This window comes from Acinetobacter sp. P1(2025) (assembly GCF_051390655.1).
In the GTDB taxonomy this organism is placed as follows: Bacteria; Pseudomonadota; Gammaproteobacteria; order Pseudomonadales; family Moraxellaceae; genus Acinetobacter; species Acinetobacter junii.
The window spans coordinates 1-26815 of sequence record NZ_JBPKBJ010000046.1 but is presented as its reverse complement, the minus strand read 5'-3'; the positions used below and the strand labels follow the sequence as shown (position 1 = coordinate 26815).

The following is a 26815-nucleotide window of genomic DNA, read 5'->3' as shown; positions in this document are numbered from 1 at the left end:
ACCAGTGTTGATCATTTAGCATTGTTCGAGGCATAGCGAGTGTAAAATTGGGTTTGGCGATTTAATTTTACTATCTCGCTATTTTTTTAATCAACAAATGTCAACAGACCCTAATTGTTTCTAAAACTTATATCACAATTTTACAAAATTTATAGTCAAGTTATTGAACTTATGTCTATGTTTTCAAGGCGTATTTACTGAGTTGGAATCTACAAAATGATCTGACAGATTCTGCTGGTTCTCTGTTATATTATAGAAATTAGTTGGGGTATAACAATGACGTTTAACTTTGAAATCGATATTTTTTGGTGTTTAGAACAATTACAAAAAGACGGAAGAATCAATGAGCGTGATAAATTATTGGTACAAACTACACATCGCCAAAAAGAACAATTGAAATGGCATCCTCTTCAATGGATAGCAAACTTTAATTTAAAAGACCAGCTAAATGCTGGGCAAACCTTAACACTAAATCGCTTATGTCTCTGGTTGGCTGAAAAGTCTCAAGTTCCTTTGTTTGTTATTGATCCATTAAAAGCTGACGTAGCAGTTTTAACTGGGGTTATGTCGCAGGAGTTTGCTGTACGGAACCATATTCTTGCCGTTGAAGTACATGCAGATCGTATTCTGATTGGTACGGATCAACCATTTTCTTTGGAGTGGAAAAATAATTTAGAGAGGAGCCTCAGTCCTAAAAAAGTTGAACCCGTTCTCCTCAATCCTGAACAGCTTCGTCGCTATTTGGTTGAGTATTATCAAGTCAGTCGAGCTGTAAATTCCTCTCAAAATTCTAGTCCTTTCGATCGAGATAATAAGGGTGTTGAAGCTCTATTACAGCTTGGTGATACCCAAAATCCTGATGCTAATGATCAGCACATTGTTAAATTGGTGGATTGGGTGTTGCAATTTGCTTTCGAGCAAGGTGCTAGCGATATCCATCTAGAACCTCGCAAGGAAAAGGGTAAGGTACGTTTTCGTATCGATGGTGTATTACATACAATTTATAATATGCCTGCAAATACTCTCACAGCCGTGATTTCACGGATTAAAATTCTTGGTCGAATGAATGTCGCTGAAAAACGTAAACCACAAGATGGTCGTTTGAAAACGCGTACACCTAAAGGACAAGAAACAGAGTTACGTTTATCAACTTTGCCTACAGCATTTGGTGAAAAGTTGGTGATGCGTATTTTTGATCCTGAGGTCTTGGTTAGAAGTTTTCAACAACTGGGATTTGAAGGACATTTGTTACATAGTTGGCAGCAATTAACGCAACATAGTCATGGGATTATTTTAGTAACAGGTCCAACAGGCTCTGGTAAAACCACAACTCTATATTCCTCATTGAAGCAGTTAGCTACTGAACAAGTGAATGTATGTACGATTGAAGATCCAATCGAAATGTTGGAGCCAAGTTTTAACCAAATGCAGGTTAATCCAACGATTGAATTGGGATTCGCAGATGGTGTACGAGCTTTGATGCGTCAAGACCCCGATATCATCATGGTGGGTGAGATTCGTGATCACGATACTGCAAATATGGCAATTCAAGCCGCACTCACAGGACATTTGGTACTCTCAACTTTACATACCAATGATGCACCTTCAAGTTTAACTCGTCTGCATGATTTGGGTGTTCAACCATTTTTAACAGCTGCTACCATTCTTGGTGTGTTGGCACAACGTTTAGTCCGTCGTTTATGTCCGCAATGTAAACAAGAAACCCTAATGAATGAACAAGAGTGGGAACACCTGACTTTTGATTACATTATGGAAATGCCTGAAACGATGTATAAGGCGGTTGGATGTGAAACCTGTCGCCATACAGGATACAAAGGTCGTGTAGGAATTTATGAGTTTATGCCAGTGAGTCTCGAACTCAAATCTTTGATTAGTGCACATGGAACTTTGAATGATTTAAAAGTACAGGCGAAAAAAGAGGGTGTTGAACCTTTGAGAATTGCAGGTGCACGTAAAGTGATTGAAGGCGTAACAACTTTGGAAGAAGTACTCCGTGTCGTACCATTGAGTTAAGCAAAGTAGAAATCTTAAGATTCACCTCATCTAGCTTTGTTTAAATAGCTTTATCAAAAGTGAATACATAAACAAGGGTAAATAGATGAATATGTTCTCTAAAATTGCTGTAATTTTAGGCTTAGTTGCTACAACAACATTTGCTGTAGCGAACACGGGTGCAGTTAATCAACAGGCTTTAGCACCGACTCAAACGACAACAGTTAAACAAGCTTTGACACTTAAAGATGATTCACCTGTTATGCTCAAAGGTTATATTGTGAAGGCAACAGGTGATGAAAAATACCAGTTTAGTGACCAAACAGGTTCTATGACTGTCGATATTGATGATGATTTATGGAAAGGTAAACCAGTATCTGCTAAAACTCCTGTGACTTTGATTGGTGAGATTGATATCGATTATAAGCCGATGAAACGTGTTGAAGTTGATGTCGATCAAGTGCAGTTTTAACTGATTGAATTAAACAAGCCATATGAGAAATCATGTGGCTTTTTGCTAGTTTGATCTTTTCAAGGCATCATAGATTGTAGTCATTCATTATGAGAACCTTATTATGCGAATTTTATTAGCAGAAGATGACGCTTCTCAGGCTGAAAGTATTAAAGACTGGCTGGAAATGGATGGTTATAGTGTTGATTGGGTTGAACGAGGCGACCACGCTATCTTGGCAGTAAAACAGCATCATTATGATTGTATTTTGCTGGACAGAGGTTTACCTAATGCATCTGGTGATGACATTCTGAAGCGTATTCGTGAACAACATTTGTTGATCCCAGTGATTTTTATTACCGCAAAGGACCATATTCATGATCGTGTGGAGGGATTAGATTTAGGAGCAAACGACTATTTAGTTAAGCCTTTTAACTTAGAGGAACTTTCTGCAAGAATCCGCGCACAACTAAGACAATCTCAGAAGCAGACAGGAGAATACCTTTGTTTTGCTGATTTAAAACTCGATCCAAATGCGAAGACCGTTTTGAAAGCAGGTGAAACGGTAAATTTAACTGCTAAAGAGTTTCAAATTCTATATAAGTTAATGCAAAATCCAAATCATATTGTCACCCGTGAGCAACTCGAAGAATCATTATATGCTTGGGGAGAAGAGATTGAGAGTAATGCGATAGAGGTCTTTATATATCAAATTCGAAAAAAAATTGGTAGCCAACTAATCAAAACTATTCGTGGTTTAGGTTACAGAATGAACTTGGGTTGAACCAATGAAAACCGTCTCATTGCAAAATCAATTAATTAAGACCTCCTTAATCAGCTCAGTCATGGTAGGCAGCTTAGCGCTACTCATATTTGTAGTTGTCTCTGTTTATCAAACCATGCATGTGCAAGATGAAATCATGGATGAGATATCAGATATGCTGCTTCTTTCTGATCTAACCACCAGCTCAGGGAAGCAAATTGATGAGTTAAGTGAACAATTTGATATTCAATACAGATTGAAAAATTCACAACTTGTTTTAACACAATCAGAAGGTTTTCTATTAGATCAAGAACCTCGCATTTTTCCTAATGATCATCATCAGTACGGATTCTTTTGGCAGAATCATCAATTGTGGCGGAGTTATGTTGCGAAAGATCATCAAGCAAATATGAATGTATTGGTGATACAACCTTTAGAGGAAAGATTTGAGGAATTATTGCACAGTTTTGCAGCTTACATCTTGATTTTACTTATGGTGTGGTCATTACAATGGATGATCTTATATTTTTTAATTAAGCGACAGTTCAAAGCAGTACATCAACTTTCTAAACAAATTTCAGCAAAAAATGCAGAAGACTTAAGTCCCATTAAACTTGCTGAATTTGAGGTGAAGGAATTACAACCAATCCTAGCTCAATTGAATTATTTGCTTAAACGTTTAGATAATTCATTAAAAGCAGAACAACGCTTTACTGCTGATGCTTCCCATGAGCTAAGATCACCGCTCTCTGCGATTCAGTTGCGCCTACAATTATTACAACGAAAATATCCAGAACGTGCCAAAGAGCTAGATAGCATACAATTAGATGTCTCTCGTGGAATTCAAACACTGGAAAATTTACTTTTACTCGCGCGTTTAGATCCTGAACATCCAGAACATTTGCCAAAGACATATTTTGATTTAAATGAAATGGTCAAACTTCTTTTATCTGACTTTTCAACTGCGATCGAAACAAAAAATTTGGAAATTGTTTATAAAAATATCTTAATTGGTAAGAAGTTAGATATTTTTGCTAATCAACAATTAATTTATACCTGCCTGCGAAATATTTTAGATAATGCAATTCGATATTCAGAAGCGAATTATTCAATTCATATAAAACTGGATGATGATTCAGATTACATTAATTTAACAATCGAAAATCAAGGTGCAGGACTCGATACAGAAGTGTTAGAACGTTTAGGTGAGCGATTCTTTAGGGTGTTGGGAACGAAAACACAAGGTTCAGGTTTAGGGTTATCAATTTGTAAAAAAATAATAGAACTTCATCGTGGTAGGATCACTTTTGCACAATCATCAATTGGTGGATTAAAGGTACAAATACAATTGCCTAAAACTATTTAACGAACAAAAAGAGCAGTACGCGCTGACATACTGCTATTCCCACGTTTATTGTTCTTATACGTTTATTCTTCTATTAATCTTATTTAGTTAAAATTAATCGATTGTTACGAGTAAGGCGTAGGCGATACTCTTCACCTGCATGCATGATACGAATTTCACGTCCTAAGGCAAACAAGTTGTTTGAATGTAACATTGGCAACGATTGAGCTGAATCTGTACTGCGGGTAAAAAGATTAAAAGGTGCGTTCATTTGTTATGCTCCGTGGTGTGTTTTTTAATGTTTTAAATGATAATCATTATCGAATAGGCCTGTCAATGCAAATTTCATTATTTTACAAAATGATCAAATTATTTATTCTTTGACATGTGAATTGAGTTACAAACTCATTAGAATGAATTTTAAAATATCAAGGATTTTAGATGGTTATGGCAAAAGCTACTGTTGATGTTGCAATCGCAATTCTATTACATAAATCAAAAGTGCTAGTTGGATGGCGACAAGCAAACCAACATCAAGGTAATAAGCATGAATTTCCTGGTGGGAAAATTGAGGAAGGTGAAACACCTGAACAAGCTTGCCGCAGAGAGGTCTATGAGGAGGTAGGAATCGGATTAAAGGAGTGGCATCAGTTCGATATTATTCGACATGAATATGACGATATTATTGTTACTTTACATCTCTTCCATGCGTATGTTCCTGATGAGCTTTTAAATTTAATCCATCAACCATGGTCTTGGTTTAGTAGAGATCAACTCGCGGACTTAAACTTTCCAAAAGCAAATTCAACGATTATAGAGCGATTGATCTGGTCTCACTTGATCAAAATTAGTGATCAAGTTGATGAATTACCAGAAACTAATTCACAAATGTATTTACGTATAGAAAGTAAAGACATTGAAAAACTTCAACAGCAATTAATTAAATTGTCTGAACAGCAATTATTGAAGTTGATTGTTAATGTGGATGTTTGGCAACAATTAAATACAGTGTTGCAAGAAAAAATTAAAACAGTCCACCTTAAACAATCTCAGTTAATGCAACTGAAAAAGGGTGATTTGGTTGTAGCTAAACGTTATATCGCTGCTTGCCATGATGCTGTTTCAGTACAACATGCGCATCAGATTGGTTGTGATGCGATTTTTTTAAGCCCTGTAAATCCGACAGCAACTCATCCAAATAGCAAAGTACTTGGTTGGGACGGATTTGCAGCATTAGCTCAAAATAGTGATATTCCAGTTTTTGCTCTAGGAGGTGTTGCACCAGCTGATTTAAAACAAGCACAAAAACATAATGCTTATGGGCTTGCTGGAATAGGACAATTCAGTTCAATTTAACCAATTAAAGAGCTTGAATTGCTCGACGTGCTTCTTGAGCTTTGACAGGATGGTTTCGTGCTTCGCTGGCTTTAAGTACGATCATCCAGAGTTGTTTTTTCATTGAGTTGCTTTGTGCATAACTTAACCCACGACGTGCTAAAGCTTCAGCATTTGCATACTGTTTGCGTTGATCTGCAATTAAGGCTAGATAAAGGTAAGTTTCAGACGCTTGAGGTGCAATACGCTGAGCCTGCAAAGCATATCGTTCAGCTTCAGCGAGTTGCTTCTGTTTATATGCCGCTTGAGTCTTCTGCATTAATGTTCTAAATGCAGGTAACTGACTCCCGTCATTAAATTTCTGCTGTACTTTTTGTTGTGGTACAACAACCTCCACATTTTTACGTTTTATTTCTTTTTGCTCATAAGGTGTAATTTTTACACCCGAAGAAGGTGGTGTAACCTTCTTCTTTTGAGTTGTGGTGGTTGATGGCTGATTCATCGGTTTTGAAGTGCTCTTTTCAGGTGTTAGGGTACAGCCACCCATAACTAACATAGCAGTAAGAACTGTTACTTTTTTCATCATTTCAAATCATTCCTTTGAGTTTAATTCTCGCCGTTGTAGCTACCGCTAGAAATAATTCTTGTAGAGGAGTGATTTGATAAATCATTGTCCATTTCTGTTTCACTTTCTCGAATGTAGTTACTAATACCATCGCTTTCATTGCCTTGATTGTCTTCAGTCGATGGGTTGTAAGTCGGTTCAACTTCATAGTGAGATAAACCACAAGTAGTAGCTCGACGGGGAACTGTTTGGCGAAGCAAAGGAATATACATTGCACCATCACAACCTTGAGCAGATAAATCACCGCTAGCACTATCAATCCATTGCCATTGAACATTATCTGTTTGACGTAAATTCACGGGTTCTTGGCGAAGTTGCTTCATGACATTCGTCCAAACAGGTAAAGCGCCTGATGAACCTGTTAAACCTGTTATTTTGTTGTCGTCTAAACCTAACCAAACTACCGCAACATGATTACCAGAATATCCTGCGAACCAAGAGTCACGCGTATCATTTGTTGTGCCTGACTTACCAGCTAAATTTAGAGACTCAGGTAAACTGCTATATGCTGAACGACCTGTACCTGAACGCATTACTTGTTGTAAACCATAATTCAAAATATATGCCGCAGCAGGGTCAATCGTTTGTTGTACGTTTAGACCATATCGTTCTAATAAACGACCTTTAGCATCAACAACAGTGCGTATTGAGCGAGGTGGATATTTGAAACCACCAGTAGCGAAGTTTCCATAAATACTTAATACCTCCATCGGTGACATATTGACTGCACCTAGATAGATTGAAGGATAAGCTGGAATGTCTGAAGTTACTCCAAATTGCTTTAATTTATTACTAAAGGTTGATAAGCCAAACTCATTGGCAAGACGTACTGTAGATAAGTTGTATGAATTTGCTAATGCCTGTTGCATTGGTACTACGCCATGTTCGCCACCACTATAGTTTTTAGGCGTCCAACTTTTATCTCCATCAATAGGGATATTGACAGCAGTATCTTCAATAGGGGTAGCCCATGTGTAGCGACCAGATTCTATTGCATTCAAATAGATAATTGGTTTGAGTAATGAACCAACCTGACGTTTAGCATCAAGTGCGCGGTTAAATCCAGTAAAATCTTGAGTAGAACCAACAGCTGCGATTAACTCACCATTTTCAGGATGGGCAACAAGAACAGCACCTTGAAGGTTCTTTAAACGAGAAGGGTTGCTACCTGCTAAGCGTTCTACAGAGCTTTTAAAAGCACTTTGAACTTGAGTTTGAGCTATTGGATCAAGTGTCGTAAAGATTTTTAAGCCTTGATTGGTAATATCACTTTCTTGATATTCTGTGCGTAGTTGGCGACGAACAATATCAAGAAAATCTGGGAATTTAGCAGGTCCTAAAGTTGGTTTACTGACAACATTTAAAGGACGTGCAATTTCATCTTGATATTCAGCTTCTGTTAAATAGCCCATGACCAACATGTTATTCAATACGATGTCACGACGTTTTTTAGCTGATTCTGGATTGCGCCAAGGATTGTATAATGATGGACCTTGAACCAAACCTACTAAGAATGCTTGCTGAGAAATATTAAGTTCACGTAATGGTAAACCAAAATAAAATTGTGAAGCTAAACCGTAACCATTAATTGAGTAGTTGCCATTTTGTCCAAGATTCACTTCATTTAGATAAGCTTCAAGAATTTCATCTTTGCTGTAATGAAGTTCAATCAATAAAGCCATTAACACTTCATTTACTTTTCTTTTAAGCGTTTTTTCAGGAGAAAGGTAGAAGTTCTTGACCAATTGTTGTGTTAGTGTTGAACCACCTTGTCGTTTTCCGCCAGTTGCGTTACTCACTAAAGCACGAGCTGTACCACGAATCGAGACACCATGATGTTGATAAAAATTTCGATCCTCTGTTGAAATAAGTGCTTCGATCAACGGTTTTGGTACTTTATTTAATTTTATGAGTACGCGATCTTCATTATGTTGAGGGTAAATACCACCAATCAATAAAGGCTCTAAACGAGCAACACCCGTATTTGATGGTTTTGTTGATCTAATTTCACTCACTTGACCGTCGATAAATGCAACTTCAAGCACTTGCTCTGGTTCAGTTGTATCACCGTAATCAAAACCACGAGTGTGGACATACATTTGACTGCCTTGAACAACATAGCTTCCAGATTTATCGTAATTAGAAGTGTTTTTATAGCCTAATAGTTTTAACTCTTGAGTAAAATTCTCTTGAGTAATCGGCGCGTTCGCATAGATTTCTAAAGGACGAGCAAATACTTTGGCAGGAATATCCCAACGCTGCCCCTCAAACTTATTGCGGATAATATTATCTAAACGGATCAAATAGATACTAAAAGCAATAAATACACCGATCACTAAAATTGAAAAAATTAGTGCTAGAAAACCGATACCACGTTCACACTTCATAGATTTGCGATAAAACCAAAACAATGAGGGTAATGATGCGATAGCTTATAAGCAATTTGCAATCATAAAACTGTCAATAAATAGCAACATGAAATAAAAACTTTAAGAAAGTGTTGACATTATTCGTATAAAAAAACAACGGATATACATTTTTATACTTTTTAATCAATCATCAACGAAATTTGCACTGTTAATGTTATGATAGGCAGGAATCGCGACGGAGCTGAATTATTCGTGCAAATTTCACATAAATCCTTTCGAAATATTGGTCTAATTGGGCGACCAGACAAGTATTCTGTTGTAGAAACGTTATGTTTAATCCATGATCATTTGATCACTTTAGGTTTAAACCCTGTATTCGACCAAGAAACTGCACAACTCGTTCCGTATAGTCATGGACAAACAGTTAGCCGAAATTTACTTGGTGAAGTTGTAGATCTCGTGATTGTTGTAGGAGGGGATGGTTCTTTACTCCATGCAGCACGTGCTTTAGTTCGTTACAACACACCAGTGATTGGGATTAACCGAGGGCGACTAGGATTTTTAACCGACATCAAGCCTGCTGAGGCAATTTTTAAACTTGATCAGGTTTTGCAAGGACATTTTCAGTTAGATCGCCGTTTCTTATTAGAAATGGAAGTAAGAACTAACAATGAAACGATTTATGATGCAATTGCATTAAATGATGTAGTTTTGCACTCAGGAAAATCAGTTCATATGATTGATTTTGAGCTGAGCATCGATGGTCAGTATGTTTATCGACAACATAGTGATGGTTTAATTGTTTCAACGCCAACAGGTTCAACAGCATATGCTTTATCTGGTGGTGGACCTATTTTACATCCGAGCATGGATGCGATTGCGTTAGTTCCGATGCACCCACATACGCTTTCATCAAGACCAATCGTCGTTGGTGGGCATAGTGAAGTTAAAATTACGATACGAGAAAATCGCGTATTACCGATGGTGAGCGCAGATGGACAACACAGTGTGGCATTAAATGTTGGTGACACAGTGCATATTCGTAAACATCCGTTTAAACTAAGCTTATTACATCCACCTGGTTATGATTTTTATATGGCTTGCCGTACTAAACTGGGTTGGAATCAAGATTTTGAATCTTTTCAACAGGATGAATCATGAATATTGAACAAATGCTCGCTATTTTAAATCCTGAAATCGTTGAGCGTCTTAAAACAGCTGTTGAAATTGGTAAATGGCCAAATGGTATTGCATTGACTAAAGAGCAGCGCGAGATTTGTATGCAGGCTGTATACGCCTGGGAAATGGAAAATTTACCTCAAGAACAGCGTAGCGGTTATATCGATCGTGGTACAAAAGAAGAAGGTGAGGAATGTGATGACGATCATCACAAGAATGAACCTGAATTTAAACCGATTCGTTTTGTTTAATTATAAAAAGCTCAGTATTAACTGAGCTTTTTATTTTATACCTAGTGCACTCGTGTTTCCCAAAGTTCTTTCGCTTTAGCCATAGCTTCAACATAACTATTTACAGTACCCATCGTATATAAAGCAATTCCCATTGTTTCAATCACAGCCATTTCACCATATTCATGTGTTTGCTCACCCAACCAAACTGCTTTAAACACTGCTAAATCAAGTTCTTCTTCAATAGGACTACGATCTGGTGTCAGTTTAGGTAGTTCATGCTCGTACAATTCACCGTTTTTAATCCCACAAATTAAAGTCTTGGCATCAGGATTACGCTCAAATTCACCACCTTCACCTTTTATCACAGCACTATTTTTATAACCTAATCGAAAAGCTGTTTGCTGATGTGATGATCTGTAAGCCGGGTGAAAAATTGCCTGTAAAGTTGCCTTTGCATTAAATGGATTAATTAAACGTGCCAGTGTATGAATTGGTGAGCGAAGACCCATTACATTTCTGAGTGATATTAGATCACTTAAAATAGGTGATATTGTTTCAAGTGGTAAGTAAGCAAAATGATGCTGTTCAAGTTGCTGTTTTACCTCTTGTTGATTATGGCAAATTGGGTAGCCTAAATATTCTAATACCTGTTCAGTATAAACACGGTTAATTGTGTGACCCGATGCTCCATGCATTACAATTTTATAACCATGATGAGCTAATGTTAAAGCTGCAAGAATGAACCATGGATAATGCTTACGTTTTCCAGCATATGAAGACCAATCTAGATCAACATCTAAAGATTCAAAGTTGAGTTGATCTCGTGTTGCTTGAACAAAACCTGCAAGTTCATCAACAGATTCCTCTTTGACACGCAAAAGCATTAAAAATGCGCCAAGTTGAACATCTAGCACTTCATCTTTCAAAATCATGCTAAATGCTTGATATGCTTCTTCATAGCTTAAAGAGCGCGATCCTGTTTTACCTTTACCTAAAATACGAACATATTGAGCAAACGGATGTTCTGCGGTTTTATAAATATTTCGTTTGGTATTCATGATAATTCTGATGTGATCGATAACTAGAAAATAATATGACATAAAGTTGGCTGTGTTGAGTAATAAACGCTGAGATAAATTCGGTTTAATTTGTTTTGGCGAAATATTAAACATTACAAGCGAAATTATTGACCGAATCAGTCTAGCGAATTGATGCAAACGGACCATGACATCAACTTGAAAAATCATTAGCATGACTGCGAAACAAACTTTTAAGAACAAAGAAAGCGAAAGGAAATAGCGATGTTAGCTTACGATGCAGATTTGGAACTCTTCCGTGATAATTTCAAACGCTTTATGAGTGAGCATGTTGCTCCACATTACGATCAATGGGAACGTGAAGGCATTATGCCGCGCTCAGTTTGGAATTTACTGGGTGAAAATGGTTTCTTATGTGTAGATGTACCTGAAGAGTACGGTGGCTATGGTGTGCCAACACATTATTCATTGATGTTGGTTGAAGAGTCTGCTCGTGCGGGATATTGTGCTTTATCGACAGCAATTTCATGTCACTCTGAAATTGCTGCTCCTTATATTCAACATATTGGTACAGAAGAGCAAAAACAATATTGGTTACCAAAAATGGTATCAGGTGAGGCAGTTGGTGCAATAGGTATGACCGAGCCAGGTGCGGGTTCTGATTTACAGGCAATGCGTACTAGTGCAATCCTACAAGGTGATCACTATATTCTGAATGGATCAAAAACATTTATTTCAAATGGTCAACATGCGGATGTTGTTGTTCTTGCAGTAAAAACTGATCCACAAGCACGTGCTAAGGGTGTATCTTTACTATTGGTCGATACACATCTCGAAGGTTTCAAGAAAGGTACTAACCTCGATAAAATTGGCTTGCACTCGCAAGATACATCTGAATTGTTCTTTGATAATGTCAAAGTACCTAAAGATCAATTGCTTGGTAATGCTGGTTCTGGTTTTGCTTATTTGATGCAAGAATTGCCTCGTGAACGTACAGCAATTGCATCTACAGCTTTAGGTGCAATTCGTGGTGCAATTGATTTAGCTACTGCTTATGTAAAAGAGCGTCAAGCATTTGGTCAGGCAATTTCGCAGTTCCAAAATACGCGTTTTGTATTGGCTCAAGCGAAGATTGATGAGTTTGCAACAGCAGCTTTCTACAATCAGAACGTAGAGCTTTATATGGAAGGTAAGTTAGATGTTGAAACGGCTGCTGCACTGAAGAGTTTCAGTACAGATATGCAAATGAAGGTATCTGATAACTTACTTCAGTTATTTGGTGGTTATGGTTATATGACTGAATATCCAATCTCACGTTTCTTTGTTGATGCTCGTATTCAGCGTATTTATGGTGGTACCAACGAGATTATGAAAGAAATCGTAGCTCGTGGATTGATTGGTAAATCATAAGCCGACTTTGATATCCTAAGCCTGCTTTTAGCAGGCTTTTTTATTGTTCTTCTGTTGAATATTGAATCACTGGATAAGTTTTCTGTTTAGGGAGCTTTTGTAAAGCACGATTGATATCAAGCAGAAATTTATCTGCTTCATCTTGATTTGGCCAATGATTATTATATTGGCTTCTTTTTTGAATATTCACACTACATCCTGTAACTTCCATATTCTCTGGATTAAATGACCAATCATTTGGATTTTTCAAAGTAACGTCCAATGCACTATCACAACTTTTCCAGAGCTTTACGAATGAATTTTCTGTTTGAGGTTTCAGCTCTTTAACAGGATAAATAGAATAGCCTTTCATTTCTGAATTAAAAAATTTGATAAATAGATAAGAGGGCATTCCTCCCCAATTGATCGCCGTATTTGGTGGAAGTTCAATGCTTGTTAAATCTTTTTCATTTAATGGATGTTGCTGTTGGTCTTTTTGAAATGAATTTTTTGATTTGTATTTGAGTTTGGTTGCGTTAGGAACAGTTATTCCTCTGATTTGAGTTGTTGTCGTTGTAACATAATAGGGTGAAGAATCTTTATTACATCCTGTTGGATTATAGCAGCCTATGCATCCTGCTAGACTTGTGGCGATTACGCTAATCAGTAAAGGTGTTTTTATATTCATTATCATGGATGGTATCAATTTTTATTTATTACAGATTTTATCAAACTTGATTGAATTTTGTCTGTTGTGATTGAATAAAGCGGAATCTGATGCTTGATGAATAATTTTAAAAACAAAGGTCGGGATTGTAATGATTTGCGAAAAACCATTTATAAAAATACGCAAGGGCTTTGACCTAAGCAAAAAGAGTTAAATCTTCGCGTGTTTAAAGCGTTAAAGTCTTGTTATACTAGCTTCGCATAACAGTTCATAGATGAATTGTAACCCATTTATATAGATGATTTTGCTGAGGCTGCATTCAATGGTAAACGATGGACAAAACACATCGACGTCACTTAATTTAGAACAAATTCGTAATGATATAGATAGTGTTGATCAACAAATCCAAGAATTACTTAACCGTCGAGCTACGCTGGCTGAAGCTGTAGCAAAAGCGAAATTTGCAGCTGAAGAAAACCCATTATTTTATCGTCCTGAACGTGAGGCTCAAGTTCTTCGCAAGGTGATGGAGCGTAATCAAGGTCCATTGTCTGATGCGACGATGGCACGTTTATTTCGTGAAATCATGTCCGCTTGTTTAGCACTTGAAGCACCTCAAAGCATTGCATTTTTAGGTCCTGAAGGTACATATACGCATTCAGCTGTGCTAAAACATTTTGGTAAAGATGCAGTTGTGCGCCCATTGCCAACGATTGATGAAGTGTTCCGTGAAGTTGAAGCTGGTGGTGCGCATTATGGTGTTGTTCCAGTTGAGAATTCATCAGAAGGTATCGTAAACCACACTTTAGATTGCTTTAAATCATCTACATTAAATGTGATTGGTGAAGTAGAACTTCGCATTCATCATCAATTTCTCGTATCTGAAAATACTCGTAAAGACAGCATCAAACAGATTTATGCACATCAACAAACCCTTGCTCAATGTCGCAAATGGTTAGATGCGCATTATCCAGGTGTAGAGCGTGTAGCGCTTAATTCAAATGCGGAAGCTGCTCGCCGTATTCGTAATGAGTGGCATTCTGCCGCTATTGCATCAGATATTGCTGCAAGTATGTATAATTTAGAGATATTACATAGCAATATTGAAGATAACCCTGAAAATACGACTCGTTTCCTTGTGATTGGTCGCGAGAAAATTCCACAAAGTGGTAATGATAAAACGTCTTTACTGATCTCTGCACATGATCGTGCGGGTGCTTTATTGGAAATCCTTGCGCCATTTGCCAAACATAAAATTAGTTTGACTAGTATTGAAACTCGTCCAGCGCTTCCTGAGAAATGGGCTTATGTTTTCTTCATTGATTTGGAAGGGCATATTGATCAAGAAAATGTAGCTGCAGCATTAGATGAAATTCGACCTAATGTAAAAGAATTGCGAGTTTTGGGTTCATATCCTATCGCTGTTTTATAGTTCAATTTATTTTAAATCCGTTTCAGTCTCCCTTTTTAAAGGGAGATACTTTCCGATCTTTTTTTAAAAGAGAGGTTAGGGAGATTTTCAGATAGGCAAAATGTTTTATGTCTCAACCATTATTTAATAAAGTTGCATTTATTGGGCTTGGGCTGATAGGGTCGAGTCTTGCTCGTGTGATTGTGGCAGAACAGCTTGCTGGTCAAATTGTTGCGTCAACACGCTCAAAAAAAACATTAGAAGATGCCAAAACACTAGGGCTTATTCAATACGGTTATGCAACACCTGAAGAAGCTGTTCAAGATGCAGATTTAATTGTTTTAGCCTTACCTGTCAGAGCGACGCAAAAAGTACTTGAACAGATCAAACCTTATCTAACTGAAAATGTCATCATCACAGATGTTGGTAGCACTAAAGGTAATGTGGTTGAAGCTGCTAAAGCGGTCTTTGGTGAAGATTTACCTATAGGTTTTGTACCAGGACATCCAATTGCAGGTGCCGAACATACAGGTGTGCATGCGGGTAAAGTTGATTTATTTGCCAATCATAAAGTGATTTTGACGCCACTACCGACTAGTGCAGATTGGGCTGTTGAGAAGTTGATTCAACTATGGTCTGCTGCAAAAGCAGAAGTTATATGCATGGATGTGAAGAAGCATGATGAAGTGCTTGCACATACAAGCCACTTACCACATTTGATGGCATTTAATTTAGTTGAGCAGCTTGCAAACCGTGAAGATAATTTTGACATTTTTCGCTATGCTGCAGGTGGTTTTCGTGATTTCTCACGTATCGCAGCAAGCGATCCTCAGATGTGGCATGACATTTTCTTTGCCAATAAAACTGCAATCTTGAATGCTGTAGAGGGTTTTGAACAGCAGTTATCAGTTTTGAAGAAACTGATTGAACAAGAAGATTCACAAGCATTGATGGGTTTGCTTGGCCATGCGCAAGCTGCACGCCAACACTTTAATCATATGTTAGCCAAAAAACCTTTGATGGAGAAAAACAAGGTGACACAGCAATTTACCATTTTGCCCGGAAAGAAAACATTTACAGGTAAATTCACCGTACCAGGTGATAAGTCTGTGTCACATCGCTCTATCATGTTTGGTGCGATTGCAGAAGGCACAACTCATGTAACAGGTTTCTTGGAAGGCGAAGATGCTTTAGCAACTCTCCAAGCTTTTCGTGATATGGGAGTGAGCATCGAAGGTCCAAAGAATGGTGAAGTGACGATTCATGGCGTTGGTATGCAAGGTCTAAAAGCACCTGCTGGTGCTTTATACATGGGTAATTCAGGCACAAGTATGCGCTTGTTGTCTGGAATGCTTTCTGCTCAAAGATTTGATTCAGTCATGACAGGTGATGCGTCGCTGTCTAAGCGTCCAATGGAGCGTATTGCAAAACCATTGCGTTTGATGGGAGCGCAAATTCAAACCACAGGTGAGAAAGGTACACCACCAGTTAGCATTACGGGTAGCCAAGTTTTAAAGGGTATTGATTACGACTTACCAATGGCTTCTGCTCAAGTTAAATCAGGTATTTTACTAGCAGGTTTATGGGCTGAAGGTGAAACTTCGGTAACAGAACCAGAGCCAACGCGTGATCACACAGAACGTATGTTGCGTGCTTTTGGTTATGATGTGAAAACCGAAGGCAATAAAATCTCACTTGTTGGTGGTGGTAAGTTAGTCGGTACTGATATTCAAGTTCCTTCTGATATCTCATCGGCTGCATTCTTCATGGTGGGTGCCGCAATCACAGAAGGTGCTGATGTAGTTCTTGAAGCTGTTGGAATCAATCCAACACGCACTGGTGTGATCGAAATTCTTAAACAAATGGGCGCTGATTTGACGGTAGAAAATGAGCGTATTGCAGGTGGTGAACCTATCGCAGATATTCATATCAAAGGTTCTCGTACACTCAAAGGTATTCACATGCCTGAAGATCAAGTACCTTTAGCAATTGATGAGTTTCCAGCATTATTCATTGCTGCAGCATGTGCGGAAGGTCAAACAGTATTAACTGGCGCTGCTGAATTACGTGTCAAAGAATCTGATCGTATCCAAGTGATGGCAGATGGTTTGAAAATCATGGGCATCGATTGTACGCCAACAGAGGACGGTATCATTATTGAAGGTAAGGGCAAATCAGGTGATTGGTCTGCAATCTTTAATGGTGGTGAGATTGAATCACACCATGACCATCGCATAGCAATGAGTTTTAGTATTGCTGGTTTAAGAACTGCTGGTGCGATTACAATTCATGGTACAGAGACAGTTGCGACTAGTTTCCCAACTTTTACTGAACTAGCAAATGCTGCTGGTTTGGATTTACAAGTTGTGAACCAATAATTTGTAGGATAGCAGCATTTAATTCAATAAATGCTGCTATCTCAAGCTGATTTATAACAATAAAGTTTCAAATCTCTCATCTCGATTGAAAAATAATTAAGTTTTGCTTTGTACATATCTAATCGGGTCGAAATTCCTAAAATTTGAACAAGAAGTAAGACAATCGGCTAATCAATTAAAGACAATTGTATATATAATAATTCATACCGCTGCAGTAGGCTTTACTCTGCGATCCAGAGTTAAAAAACATAAAAATAGAGGGAATACCATGAGAACGTTGCAATTCATAGCAGATTGCCCAAAACATGGATTGATCGATCATCCACCGAATGAATGTTACATTACTCAAGAGTATGTAGCAGCGTTATTGTATAAGCAATTAGAACAATATGGTTTTGATGCTCAACACATTCGACATGAACATCAAAAGATTGAAGTTCGTATAGATAACCATCATTTGCCACTCTCTATTTTATGTTCTCAGCAAGATGCGGAAGGACATATCTTGTGTCAAATTTCAGCCAATCCACAGCAAGAACAAGCATGGTTTGAACGTATAGAGACACAAAGCATTATTCGTCAATTAGCTCAAGCTGTTGAAAATAGTTTAAAAGCTGAACATAGTTTTTCTGATTTTGTTTGGAAATCTTAATTACATATTTTTTAGCTCTATATATCTAAAGTGGATAACAAATCTGTTGATCCACTTTTTTATTAATATTAATTAGAAATATTTATTTTTATAGTGACATTATTTAATAAAAATTAACAAATGAAAAAATAATAGTGTTTGAATTTTGAGCTACTTTTCTATTAATTTAAAAGTGATTTTTAACAAAGAATTACTCAATCTCCTCCTTTAATTCATAATACTTTTCCAGAGAATTAATATGACCACTATATCTAGTAATTATCTTAAAGGCTTTAGTGTATTGTTCGTTTCTTTACTTGCGGCATGTAATAGCGATGATAAAAATACAACTAACAATGCTTCTAACCAAAAATTAGTCGATGGAACAATTTCGTCACTACAAACACTTAGTCAAAATTTAGTATGGCAAGAAAATCAATGTGATAGTGTTTATTCAAAGGTGATAAATGATGCAGAGATTGCTGAGAAATCAGCTTTAGAATTAAGAACAAAGCTTAATAGTACAAATAACTTAAGTTTGTTATTGGAACAGCAAATTATTCCAAAACTTATCCAGCTTACTGAAGAGTCCACTACTTTAAGAGCTAGATGTAATGCTCCAGATTATGACGGCACAGGGGTTAGTATTGAAAGACCAGCGATGTTAAGAGAGATGTTAAGCGAATGGCAAGGGACTATAAATTTATTGATTCGTCAAATAAATAACACTCCTAATATGAATCCTAAAATTAAATTAGCAGCTTTAACACATACAAACATTAATGAAGCAACACCAGAAAAAACAAAGTTTAAAGACTGTTCGGATAGTTTTTGTCCAGAAATGACGGTTATTCCTTCTGGTAGTTTTTTGATGGGTGGAAATCTGCAAGAGCAAGAACAACAAAATGTTCCCGCTCAGTCGCGACCGTATGAATTACACCAACACATGGTGAGAATCGAAAAGCCATTTGCTATGTCTACATATGAAACAACCATTGCAGAGTTTCAAGCATTTCAAAAGGAAACTGGCTGGCAGGTACAAGGCTGTCGTAATTGGGAAGCACGTGATGGGATTTTTAATATCTGGTATCGAGATGATTTAAACCCAACTAACGCAGGTATGAACCAAACGCCGCAAGATCCTGTTGTATGTGTACGCCGTGAAGATGGGAGAGCATTTGCAGAGTGGTTATCCAAAAAAACAGGGCAAACCTACCGTTTACCTACAGAGGTCGAATGGGAATATGCTGCTCGTGCAGGAACTTCGACTGCATTTTACTGGGGTGATGATTTGAATCGAGATCAAGCTTGTAAATATGCAAATGTGTTAGATCCAACCACAGTTTCTGCATTGCCACAAACAAGCTCGTGGAACTTATTTAATTGTACTGATAGCTATGCTTATACCTCACCTGTTGGGAAGTTTATACCAAACAACTTTGGTTTATACGATATGACAGCAAATGCACGGGAGTGGGTAGATGATTGTTGGCACTCAAATTATGAGAATGCACCTGTAACTAATCGTATTTGGGGTGAGGAGAATAACGGACAATGTAATTTCCCTGTGTTACGTGGAGGTGCATGGATATACAACACTTATAATGCTCGAACAGCCTATCGAAATGCTTATGTAACTTCTCAAGCACGTTCGATCATGTGGGGATTCCGCTTAGTTCGTGAAATTTAGTTATCACTTTTAGTTCACTAAGGAATGATTGATCATTTTTATTAAAACGACGTAAGTTTTAAGCTAAGAAATAAACTAAATTTACGTTGATTGAATATTTACTTTTTAATGATTTAAGTATATTTAAATCCATCATATACATTATTTTTGTGAGTATAACTGTATGATACAGTTTGATTTTTCTAAACTATCTCCCCAAGTGGTTTGGCGACATTTTGAGACTTTGTGTACGATTCCACGACCATCAAAACACGAACAACAGTTAAGACAACATCTAAAAGATTGGGCGGAACAGCGCAACCTAGAAACCTATGTTGATGACATTGGTAATTTAATTATTCGAAAAGCTGCTACAGCGGGTAGAGAGCAAGTTGCAGGTGTGATTTTGCAGGGACACTTAGATATGGTGACTCAGGCAAATCGTGGTACTCAACATGATTTCTTTAAAGATCCCATTCAACCTGTATTAAAAGATGGCTGGCTTATTGCTGAAAACACGACATTGGGCGCAGATAATGGTATCGGAGTAGCACTTGCACTTGCTGTATTAGAATCAAATGATGTTGCGCATGGTCCGATTGAAGTCCTACTCACTATTGATGAAGAAGCAGGAATGAGCGGTGCTCGTTTGCTTGAGTCGGGTGTTTTAACAGGGCAATGGTTATTTAATATTGATACCGAAGAATGGGGTGAGCTCTATCTTGGCTGTGCAGGCAGTATTGATCTAGAAGTAGGACAGTCACTTCAATATGAACCAGCACCTGAAAATTTGATTTTTGTTGATCTGTTGGTATCTGGATTGAAAGGTGGTCACTCAGGTGTTGATATTCATTTGGGGCGTGGAAATGCCAATGTGATTTTAGCCAATTTCCTGAATGATTATTTATCGCAAACAAATGGACGATTGGTCGAGTTTATCGGTGGAACAGCACGCAATGCTATCCCACGTGAAGCTGTAGCAACAATTGCAATTAAATCGGGGCAATTACTTGAGCTAGAAAAAGCAGTTGCTGTGATACAAGCTGAATGGCAAAAAAAGTTACAAGGCATTGATGATCAGTTGCAAATCACCGTACAGCAGAATGCTAATCAGATAAATGAAGTTATTATCTTACAACAGCAACAAGCTTGGTTGCAGGCATTGGCAACGTGTTCATATGGTATTTCACAGTGGAGTCGTGCTTTACCTGATGTGGTTGAAACCTCGAATAATATTGGTGTGGTCAAACTGACTAAAGATGAGGCGAAGACTTTAATTATGGTTCGTTCGATGGTGAATCAAGAAGCTGTGACACATGCACAAAGCATTCAACAGCACTTTGCTAATTTCCAGATTCAATCTAAATTAACGCCGTTGGTATCAGGTTGGACACCAAATCCAGATTCGGCTGCATTGAAATGTTTACAACAAGCTTATCAGTCTGCATTTAAGATTGAGCCAAACTTGAAAGTGATTCATGCTGGTTTGGAGTGTGGCATTATCGCGGAACATTATCCGAATTTACAAATGGTATCGTTTGGCCCTGATATTCAAGGGGCGCATGCGCCGGGTGAAAGAGTTAAAGTAGAAACGGTCGAGAAATGTTGGACGTTGTTAGTGACGGCTTTGGAAAGTGTGCGTTAACTCAATCTCGGAATCAGATCAGACCAATGATTCTGCATTGGTCTGATCATTTAGTGATAAATATTGTGTTGGTACATGCTTTGTTAGCCAAACACCATTTTCTGCCTGATAAAACTCAAAGCCATCTTTATGCATTTGTATCGTATTGATTAAGAAGAGCACAGGCTTACCGTAGCGTTGACCTACATTCAAAGCCGTTTCTTTATTTTCACTTAAATGTACATAATGACGCTGTCCTGCAATTAAGCCTTGCGTCTGAATTGAATCTATGAATCGACTCGCTGTGCCATGATATAAAGATTGTGGTGGTTTTAGTGCAATCATTTGCCGCTGTACAGTGCTTGTTGAGTAGCCTTGCACAGCTCTGATCATCAAACCATCGTCTGAGATTTGGAAGCGTTTTTTATCATTTTGTTCTACGATTGCTTGGAGGAGTGTCTCATCTAGAAGAACATTGTGTTGTTGCGCAGCTTCAATCAGCTCAGCAATCTTTGCCCAACCTTCTTGATCGAGTTGAAGCCCGATTTGCTCAGGTTTATGTCTTAGGATTAAACTTAAGAATTTACTTGTTTGAGTATGTGATTTCATTTCTAATCTTCATTATTTAACGTGTACATTGACTTGAAATTGAGTTTTTTCAAGTTCGATAAACTCAATATTACAATCAATAAATTTTTCTATCATTGCTGCTTGGGTGCGAGTATGTTCACTGATGCATTGAGCCGTAAAGTGACCGCCTTGACCCAATGCCATAGGCAATAACAACTGATCTGCTAAATACTCATCCACCGTAGCTTGAGAAACAATATATTGCTTCACTTGTTCAGCCAAATAATTGGCTATTTGTTCTGCACTTTTGCGCATTTCACCTAAAGCCGTGAATAGCTGAACGTGATGTTGATGTTCAAGTTTGACATACGCTGTATTGCCTTGACTGATGCCATTTAAATGGAATTGCTGCTGAGTATCTAATTTCAATCTTTTATTTAACGTTGCAAGTTCCCGTTGTGCAATTTGTGCTTCTTCGGAAAGGTTGAGTACTGCTGCAAAAGCCTCAGTACTTTGCAAAGCACCACGATCTAATAAATTTAGTTTGTTTCGATGTTGCCAAGGCTGAATCTTGATTTGAATTTCACCAGCACCAATCGGGAAGAAGCCTGCTTTATTTAATTTAAACTCGACCGCTATTCCAAGTTTTTCTAATGCTGGTAAAAAGCAATGCTCGATAAAATCTGCTGTTGGTGCAAGCGGGTTATGTGTACCTCCGGAAATTGTGAGTTCACTGGCTTCATTTTGTAATAACAAAGCAGGTAAAAGAGTTTGTAAAACCAGTGTTGTGCTTCCAGCTGAACCAATCTGGAATTGGTATTTTCCATTTTGTACATGCTGTGGCGCAAAATATAAATGCTGGCTATGGAGTTCAGCACCTTCTACATAAGCTTGGCTGATGTGTTGAGATGCCTGTACACAGACTAAATGCTGACGCATTAAGCCTGGCTTTTTACGCCCAGCGCGAATGTTGATTAATTCAAATGCTTGACCTGTAATCATTGAAAGGGCAAGGGCGGTTCTTAAAATTTGTCCACCACCTTCACCTTGTGAACCATCAATTTGGATGGTTGCTGGCATATTTGCCAAAGCCTTATTCACGTCTATTTTCCTTATTTTGTAATTTAATGAACATACTGTCAGTACATGGTAATGCGAAGTAACGCGTGACTTTGCTTTTGGCAAAGGTTTGCTAGGTACATGGTGCTGAGCCTAATCAGTGAAGATTGATGCACGGCTCACATGCTGCCATAGCTGCCTGAATTATTTTCAATCCCTCAGATCGGAGTAAAGCAGGATCTTGTACTCGCCCAGTATGTCCAAACTGTGCTTGTGAACTAAATCCACAAAATTTGTTGTCTATTCGACTAAATCAATCTGCCAATTTAAAGCTTGAATCTTGATGTTTATATCACGCAGTTTGGCACTGATATCATCAGCTTGTTTTTGTAAACTAGAAACTGGGATAACTTTCTGCCACTTGATTTCACGAGCGCTATAACGGTCGGGTTCACGATGCGTATTGGCAATCGCATTAATCAGAATCTTATGTTGTTCTACATAACTATCCCTTGAGCTTAGAAGGGATAGCAATATTTTGCCATCCTCAAGTCTTGCTTGTGCATTGGTCAAATGAATACGACAAATCAATTGATTGCTTTCTTGAGTTAAAGCAAATACCTGTTTGATCAGTTCATTTGGATCTTCACTAGGTTCATCACCATCTTGTACCAATACATTGGCGTTGATCCGTTGTTTTAATGAAGCGAGCTTTTTTTGTTGATCGCTTCGAAGTAAAAGTGCTTCTGCGAGTTTCATCTTTTATTTTCCTAAAAATTTATTCTTTAATCTGTTGAGCTTGCAGGTAGTAAACAGCCTTTCTTTAGCTGTGGTGAGTAGACAGTACCAATTCCCCCACCATTCTCGGCCGGGTTCAAAATAATCATTCCATTCGGAATCGTTATCTCGACCACTACCTGGGTAGCCAACCCAATCATATATTTCACAGTCTTTTTCAGTTAAAAGACATAATTGCGTAAATGTTTTGAAGAATGCTACTCGATGAGACTGGGCAAGGGTTGTTCCATAGGGTGGATCAATGATTGCCTCTAACAAGCTCAAAAACCAATTGTGTCCAGAAAATAGATTAGTTTGTCCAAACAATTAAGATTTACTAGGCTGCGATCTAATTCCTCTATGGCTAGTGAGTTCAAGTATGATGTTCTTTCTAAGGATAAACTTTCACAATTCAATAGCATCTGTTGATGAGTAGTCAGCGTATTTGAAGATTCTGTTTGATGTGTGACATCAAACAAAAAAACTTCAAATACGGCTTGTATGGCATCAAGATTAGATTGTAAATGTTTGGTCTTCAAATGATCTAATTGGACAAACATATGCTCATCTTCTGGTTGTGCTCAGGTATCTATCCCTTTACACAAACCACTTGTCGTAATGTATAAACTACTTCAACCAAATCTTTTTGTGCATTCATCACATCTTCAATCGGTTTATAAGCTGATGGAATTTCATCAATCACAGCCGCATCTTTACGGCATTCCACACCTTCAGTCTGGGCAATCTGATCTTCAACAGTGAATCGACGTTTGGCTTCCGCACGGCTCATCACACGACCTGCACCATGCGAACATGAGCAAAACGATTCCTGATTTCCAAGTCCTCGAACAATAAAGGATTTAGCACCCATTGAACCTGGAATAATTCCATATTGTCCAAGTTTGGCGCTGACAGCACCTTTACGAGTGACTATCACTTCTTCGCCATAATGTTCTTCCTTTTCCACATAATTATGGTGACAGTTCACCGCTTCCAATTTTGCATTAAATGGTTTTGGAATAATTGTTGCTAAAGCTTTAATCGCTGACTGCATCATGATTTCACGATTTTTCATGGCAAAGCGTTGTGCCCAACCTACAGCAAACCAGTAATCATCAAAATGCTCAGTTCCTTCAACTAAATATGCCAAATCTTTATTGGGTAAGTTAATAAAGTGCTTCTGCATATCTTTGCGTGCGAGCTCAATAAAATGGTTACCGATGGCATTACCGACACCACGAGAACCTGAGTGCAACATAATCCAAACATGATCATGTTCATCTAAACAGATTTCTACAAAGTGGTTGCCTGTACCTAAAGTTCCCAACTGCTTGCGGTTGTTGGTATTTTTTAGGCGAGGGTGTTTAGCACAAATCAACTCAAAGTCTGCAACCAAACCTCCCCAAGCTTGATCTACCATTTCAGGTGGTGTTTCCCAAGAACCTTTATCTCGTCCACGTTTGGTCATTCCATGTGGAATCAAGCGTTCAAGTTCGGTTCGTAAAACATGTAAATTATCTGGTAAATCTGATGCTGTTAAGCTGGTACGAGTCGCCATCATTCCACACCCAATATCCACACCGACGGCAGCAGGGATAATCGCTCCTTTGGTTGGAATTACGCTTCCAATCGTTGCACCTAAACCAAAGTGAACGTCTGGCATCACTGCCATCCATTTATAAATAAATGGCATTTGAGCCGTTTGTAATAACTGCTGTTTTGAGTTGTCATCAACAATTACGCCATTGGTCCACATTTTTACAGGCATGCCTTTTTCATTCTGTAGAACTTGATAAGTACGTTTTTGTTGTTCTTGTTCAAATTGAGCTTGTTGGTTGATTTGTTCAACGACAGACATTTTCATTTTTCCTTTCAAAGCCTGCCTGCCAAGCGTTTACAGGCAGGTGATATTCACAATATCCCAGTGATGTTGTGTACTTATAATATTGCAGCGACTATGCCAACTTTTTAAAATTTAATTTAATCACTATATAAGTATTTGATATTTAATAGAAATAATTTTTTAAAACATTTTTAAAAGCATGTTCGTAGATGATTTTGTCGATATTTTTATATCTAAAATAATATTTAAATATCTTAAAAGATAGGCTACCTATCCTAAGATGTTATTGATAGATTAAATATAAGGTGATCTGTTAAGATTTATCAATTTTTTTAAGTTGACCTGTCATATCTAAGCTAAATTGATCGAAATCATCAGCTAAATAAAAGTTACCCTGATAATATTGGTGGACTTCATCTGCAATCGCTTTTAGCCCAATTTGATCCTGATGACGTGGACTGAAATGCGTCAGAATGAGATTGCCTAAATTATGTTTTTGTGCAAATTCAGCCACCATTTTGGCGGAACTATGCATTGGGCCTGAACCCACTTTATCTAAAATAGCTTGAGTGTAAGTGCTTTCGTGAATTAGGAGTTGAGCATCTTGGCAAGCTTGTGCCAACAACTCAGGACGATCATTATCTCCACCGACAATCGCATGTACACGTTGCGTTTGGGTTTGAATAAAATCAGCTGCTTTTAAGGTTTGCTCATTTAACTGGACGTCTAAGCCTTGCTGTAAATCGCCCCAAACTTTGCCTTTTGCTACGCCGAGTTGAATTAAAGCCTGAGTATTTAATTTCTTTTGGGTGTATTGCGCAATAATACTAAATGCAAAACTGGGTACACGATGACTGAGTGGATGGGCTTGAATTGAAAGTTCATCTGTTATCTGTAGTATTTGAGCGGCTTCATTCACATTGATAAAATTGAGTGGATAGGGCAAATGTAAATCCGTTAATTGGGCTGTAACTTCAATCCATTGTTGAATTTCTTTTGGGGCAATAATGGTTAAAGGTGCAGTACGGGCATTCATACCTGCACTGGCCAATAAACCAACTAATCCATAACAGTGATCACCATGAACATGGGTAATGCAGATCGCAACTAAGTTCTGTAATGAAAGTCTAGCCTGTTGAATGCGATGCTGTGTGCCTTCACCAGCATCGACCAATATCCAGTCTTTATTCTTGCTGTTGCGGATGGTTAGTGCAGAAACGTTGCGTGTTAGGGTGGGTACACCAGAAGATGTGCCTAAAAAAGTAAAATGAAGCATATTGTTGGTTTTTTTCACTTAAATACGTATTGTATATGATAGACATTTATAAAATATTCTCTGTACACGACAAATTTCATAGGGCCCTTGTCCTATCAGGCTTTTTCTTTCTTAAAATTGCGAGCACTTTCTTAAATTCTTCTTTTTTTCCAAAACCAATCAAACGTAGAA

23 protein-coding genes and 1 pseudogene are annotated in these 26815 nt (G+C 37.9%); 13 read left to right on the top strand and 11 right to left on the bottom strand.

All coding sequences use genetic code 11. The features are described 5' to 3' along the window. The first annotated feature begins 276 nt into the window (after positions 1 to 276). From ACSC97_RS12275 to ACSC97_RS12260, 4 genes are all read left to right on the top strand, one after another. The gene (locus ACSC97_RS12275) at positions 277 to 2034 is read left to right on the top strand and encodes a GspE/PulE family protein (RefSeq protein WP_436661207.1); all 1758 of its coding nucleotides are present in this window, start codon (positions 277 to 279) and stop codon (positions 2032 to 2034) included. Positions 2035 to 2119: 85 nt separating this feature from the next. Further along, on the top strand, positions 2120 to 2485 hold the full coding sequence (locus ACSC97_RS12270) for a NirD/YgiW/YdeI family stress tolerance protein (RefSeq protein WP_436661205.1): 366 nt from the start codon (positions 2120 to 2122) through the stop codon (positions 2483 to 2485). 103 nt (positions 2486 to 2588) lie between these two features. Beyond that, positions 2589 to 3248 (top strand): response regulator transcription factor, encoded by a 660-nt coding sequence (locus tag ACSC97_RS12265; RefSeq protein WP_436661203.1) that lies wholly within the window; start codon positions 2589 to 2591, stop codon positions 3246 to 3248. Between the two features lie 4 nt (positions 3249 to 3252). Continuing rightward, complete coding sequence (locus ACSC97_RS12260; protein ID WP_436661201.1) at positions 3253 to 4593, top strand: sensor histidine kinase; 1341 nt, start codon at positions 3253 to 3255, stop codon at positions 4591 to 4593. Positions 4594 to 4672: 79 nt separating this feature from the next. Here ACSC97_RS12260 and hemP read toward each other — a convergent pair whose 3' ends face one another. Further along, positions 4673 to 4843, bottom strand: a complete 171-nt coding sequence (gene hemP, locus ACSC97_RS12255) for a hemin uptake protein HemP (protein WP_004638676.1) — start codon at positions 4841 to 4843, stop codon at positions 4673 to 4675. Positions 4844 to 5019: 176 nt separating this feature from the next. Here hemP and ACSC97_RS12250 point away from each other — a divergent pair, with 176 nt between their 5' ends. After that, a complete protein-coding gene (locus tag ACSC97_RS12250; RefSeq protein ID WP_436661198.1) occupies positions 5020 to 5928 on the top strand; it encodes a thiamine phosphate synthase in 909 nt (302 codons plus the stop codon). A gap of 4 nt (positions 5929 to 5932) precedes the next feature. On the opposite strand, the gene ACSC97_RS12245 is transcribed toward ACSC97_RS12250, so the two are convergent. Next, complete coding sequence (locus tag ACSC97_RS12245; protein ID WP_039047850.1) at positions 5933 to 6493, bottom strand: tetratricopeptide repeat protein; 561 nt, start codon at positions 6491 to 6493, stop codon at positions 5933 to 5935. A gap of 20 nt (positions 6494 to 6513) precedes the next feature. Beyond that, positions 6514 to 8919 (bottom strand): penicillin-binding protein 1B, encoded by a 2406-nt coding sequence (mrcB, locus tag ACSC97_RS12240; protein WP_436661196.1) that lies wholly within the window; start codon positions 8917 to 8919, stop codon positions 6514 to 6516. 234 nt (positions 8920 to 9153) lie between these two features. Here mrcB and ACSC97_RS12235 point away from each other — a divergent pair, with 234 nt between their 5' ends. Both ACSC97_RS12235 and ACSC97_RS12230 read left to right on the top strand, forming a co-directional pair. Then, on the top strand, positions 9154 to 10062 hold the full coding sequence (locus ACSC97_RS12235) for an NAD(+) kinase (RefSeq protein WP_005402512.1): 909 nt from the start codon (positions 9154 to 9156) through the stop codon (positions 10060 to 10062). Next, a complete protein-coding gene (locus ACSC97_RS12230) occupies positions 10059 to 10331 on the top strand; it encodes a YeaC family protein (RefSeq protein ID WP_042890965.1) in 273 nt (90 codons plus the stop codon). The genes ACSC97_RS12235 and ACSC97_RS12230 overlap by 4 nt, the downstream gene beginning before the upstream one ends. A gap of 41 nt (positions 10332 to 10372) precedes the next feature. Here the strand turns inward: ACSC97_RS12230 and ACSC97_RS12225 are convergent, their stop codons facing one another. Further along, entirely contained in the window at positions 10373 to 11371 is a 999-nt protein-coding gene (locus tag ACSC97_RS12225) for a glycosyl transferase family protein (protein ID WP_404490538.1), read from the bottom strand. Between the two features lie 243 nt (positions 11372 to 11614). Between ACSC97_RS12225 and ACSC97_RS12220 the strand changes: the two genes are divergently transcribed. Further along, positions 11615 to 12760 carry an acyl-CoA dehydrogenase family protein gene (locus ACSC97_RS12220; RefSeq protein ID WP_436661193.1) on the top strand — a complete coding sequence of 382 codons (1146 nt, stop codon included), beginning with the start codon at positions 11615 to 11617 and terminating at the stop codon, positions 12758 to 12760. Positions 12761 to 12800: 40 nt separating this feature from the next. On the opposite strand, the gene ACSC97_RS12215 is transcribed toward ACSC97_RS12220, so the two are convergent. After that, complete coding sequence (locus ACSC97_RS12215; RefSeq protein ID WP_436661191.1) at positions 12801 to 13427, bottom strand: hypothetical protein; 627 nt, start codon at positions 13425 to 13427, stop codon at positions 12801 to 12803. Between the two features lie 301 nt (positions 13428 to 13728). Here ACSC97_RS12215 and pheA point away from each other — a divergent pair, with 301 nt between their 5' ends. The 5 genes from pheA (at position 13729) to ACSC97_RS12190 (ending at position 21140) form a co-directional block, all read left to right on the top strand. Continuing rightward, the gene (gene pheA, locus ACSC97_RS12210) at positions 13729 to 14838 is read left to right on the top strand and encodes a prephenate dehydratase (RefSeq protein WP_004911627.1); all 1110 of its coding nucleotides are present in this window, start codon (positions 13729 to 13731) and stop codon (positions 14836 to 14838) included. A 107-nt stretch (positions 14839 to 14945) separates the two neighbouring features. Beyond that, positions 14946 to 17195 (top strand): bifunctional prephenate dehydrogenase/3-phosphoshikimate 1-carboxyvinyltransferase, encoded by a 2250-nt coding sequence (locus ACSC97_RS12205; RefSeq protein ID WP_436661189.1) that lies wholly within the window; start codon positions 14946 to 14948, stop codon positions 17193 to 17195. 268 nt (positions 17196 to 17463) lie between these two features. Continuing rightward, positions 17464 to 17847 (top strand): hypothetical protein, encoded by a 384-nt coding sequence (locus ACSC97_RS12200; protein ID WP_004954029.1) that lies wholly within the window; start codon positions 17464 to 17466, stop codon positions 17845 to 17847. Positions 17848 to 18085: 238 nt separating this feature from the next. Further along, positions 18086 to 19516, top strand: a complete 1431-nt coding sequence (locus ACSC97_RS12195) for a formylglycine-generating enzyme family protein (RefSeq protein WP_436661187.1) — start codon at positions 18086 to 18088, stop codon at positions 19514 to 19516. Positions 19517 to 19679: 163 nt separating this feature from the next. Continuing rightward, the gene (locus tag ACSC97_RS12190) at positions 19680 to 21140 is read left to right on the top strand and encodes an aminoacyl-histidine dipeptidase (protein ID WP_436661185.1); all 1461 of its coding nucleotides are present in this window, start codon (positions 19680 to 19682) and stop codon (positions 21138 to 21140) included. 18 nt (positions 21141 to 21158) lie between these two features. Here ACSC97_RS12190 and ACSC97_RS12185 read toward each other — a convergent pair whose 3' ends face one another. From ACSC97_RS12185 to ACSC97_RS12160, 6 genes and pseudogenes are all read right to left on the bottom strand, one after another. Then, a complete protein-coding gene (locus ACSC97_RS12185) occupies positions 21159 to 21728 on the bottom strand; it encodes an RNA 2'-phosphotransferase (RefSeq protein ID WP_436661183.1) in 570 nt (189 codons plus the stop codon). Positions 21729 to 21740: 12 nt separating this feature from the next. After that, the gene (gene rtcA, locus ACSC97_RS12180; RefSeq protein WP_436661181.1) at positions 21741 to 22790 is read right to left on the bottom strand and encodes an RNA 3'-terminal phosphate cyclase; all 1050 of its coding nucleotides are present in this window, start codon (positions 22788 to 22790) and stop codon (positions 21741 to 21743) included. Positions 22791 to 23048: 258 nt separating this feature from the next. Further along, on the bottom strand, positions 23049 to 23507 hold the full coding sequence (locus tag ACSC97_RS12175; RefSeq protein ID WP_130576419.1) for a DIP1984 family protein: 459 nt from the start codon (positions 23505 to 23507) through the stop codon (positions 23049 to 23051). Between the two features lie 26 nt (positions 23508 to 23533). Continuing rightward, positions 23534 to 24085: pseudogene (locus tag ACSC97_RS12170) on the bottom strand (hypothetical protein). Positions 24086 to 24114: 29 nt separating this feature from the next. Then, positions 24115 to 25383, bottom strand: a complete 1269-nt coding sequence (locus ACSC97_RS12165; RefSeq protein WP_436661179.1) for an RtcB family protein — start codon at positions 25381 to 25383, stop codon at positions 24115 to 24117. Between the two features lie 298 nt (positions 25384 to 25681). Then, positions 25682 to 26644: a ribonuclease Z gene (locus ACSC97_RS12160; RefSeq protein WP_436661209.1), complete on the bottom strand. Its 963-nt coding sequence runs from the start codon at positions 26642 to 26644 to the stop codon at positions 25682 to 25684. Between the last annotated feature and the right edge of the window lie 171 nt (positions 26645 to 26815).

What these genes read in the sequence shown, in the direction of transcription:
- ACSC97_RS12185 (WP_436661183.1), bottom strand. Translation starts at nt 21,728, where the DNA reads ATGAAATCACATACTCAAACAAGTAAATTCTTAAGTTTAATCCTAAGA.
- ACSC97_RS12205 (WP_436661189.1), top strand. Translation starts at nt 14,946, where the DNA reads ATGTCTCAACCATTATTTAATAAAGTTGCATTTATTGGGCTTGGGCTG.
- mrcB (WP_436661196.1), bottom strand. Translation starts at nt 8,919, where the DNA reads ATGAAGTGTGAACGTGGTATCGGTTTTCTAGCACTAATTTTTTCAATT.
- ACSC97_RS12250 (WP_436661198.1), top strand. Translation starts at nt 5,020, where the DNA reads ATGGCAAAAGCTACTGTTGATGTTGCAATCGCAATTCTATTACATAAA.
- pheA (WP_004911627.1), top strand. Translation starts at nt 13,729, where the DNA reads ATGGTAAACGATGGACAAAACACATCGACGTCACTTAATTTAGAACAA.
- ACSC97_RS12215 (WP_436661191.1), bottom strand. Translation starts at nt 13,427, where the DNA reads ATGAATATAAAAACACCTTTACTGATTAGCGTAATCGCCACAAGTCTA.
- ACSC97_RS12190 (WP_436661185.1), top strand. Translation starts at nt 19,680, where the DNA reads ATGATACAGTTTGATTTTTCTAAACTATCTCCCCAAGTGGTTTGGCGA.
- hemP (WP_004638676.1), bottom strand. Translation starts at nt 4,843, where the DNA reads ATGAACGCACCTTTTAATCTTTTTACCCGCAGTACAGATTCAGCTCAA.
- ACSC97_RS12260 (WP_436661201.1), top strand. Translation starts at nt 3,253, where the DNA reads ATGAAAACCGTCTCATTGCAAAATCAATTAATTAAGACCTCCTTAATC.
- ACSC97_RS12275 (WP_436661207.1), top strand. Translation starts at nt 277, where the DNA reads ATGACGTTTAACTTTGAAATCGATATTTTTTGGTGTTTAGAACAATTA.
- ACSC97_RS12160 (WP_436661209.1), bottom strand. Translation starts at nt 26,644, where the DNA reads ATGCTTCATTTTACTTTTTTAGGCACATCTTCTGGTGTACCCACCCTA.
- ACSC97_RS12265 (WP_436661203.1), top strand. Translation starts at nt 2,589, where the DNA reads ATGCGAATTTTATTAGCAGAAGATGACGCTTCTCAGGCTGAAAGTATT.
- ACSC97_RS12230 (WP_042890965.1), top strand. Translation starts at nt 10,059, where the DNA reads ATGAATATTGAACAAATGCTCGCTATTTTAAATCCTGAAATCGTTGAG.
- ACSC97_RS12165 (WP_436661179.1), bottom strand. Translation starts at nt 25,383, where the DNA reads ATGTCTGTCGTTGAACAAATCAACCAACAAGCTCAATTTGAACAAGAA.
- ACSC97_RS12175 (WP_130576419.1), bottom strand. Translation starts at nt 23,507, where the DNA reads ATGAAACTCGCAGAAGCACTTTTACTTCGAAGCGATCAACAAAAAAAG.
- ACSC97_RS12245 (WP_039047850.1), bottom strand. Translation starts at nt 6,493, where the DNA reads ATGATGAAAAAAGTAACAGTTCTTACTGCTATGTTAGTTATGGGTGGC.
- ACSC97_RS12220 (WP_436661193.1), top strand. Translation starts at nt 11,615, where the DNA reads ATGTTAGCTTACGATGCAGATTTGGAACTCTTCCGTGATAATTTCAAA.
- ACSC97_RS12195 (WP_436661187.1), top strand. Translation starts at nt 18,086, where the DNA reads ATGACCACTATATCTAGTAATTATCTTAAAGGCTTTAGTGTATTGTTC.
- ACSC97_RS12200 (WP_004954029.1), top strand. Translation starts at nt 17,464, where the DNA reads ATGAGAACGTTGCAATTCATAGCAGATTGCCCAAAACATGGATTGATC.
- ACSC97_RS12270 (WP_436661205.1), top strand. Translation starts at nt 2,120, where the DNA reads ATGAATATGTTCTCTAAAATTGCTGTAATTTTAGGCTTAGTTGCTACA.
- ACSC97_RS12225 (WP_404490538.1), bottom strand. Translation starts at nt 11,371, where the DNA reads ATGAATACCAAACGAAATATTTATAAAACCGCAGAACATCCGTTTGCT.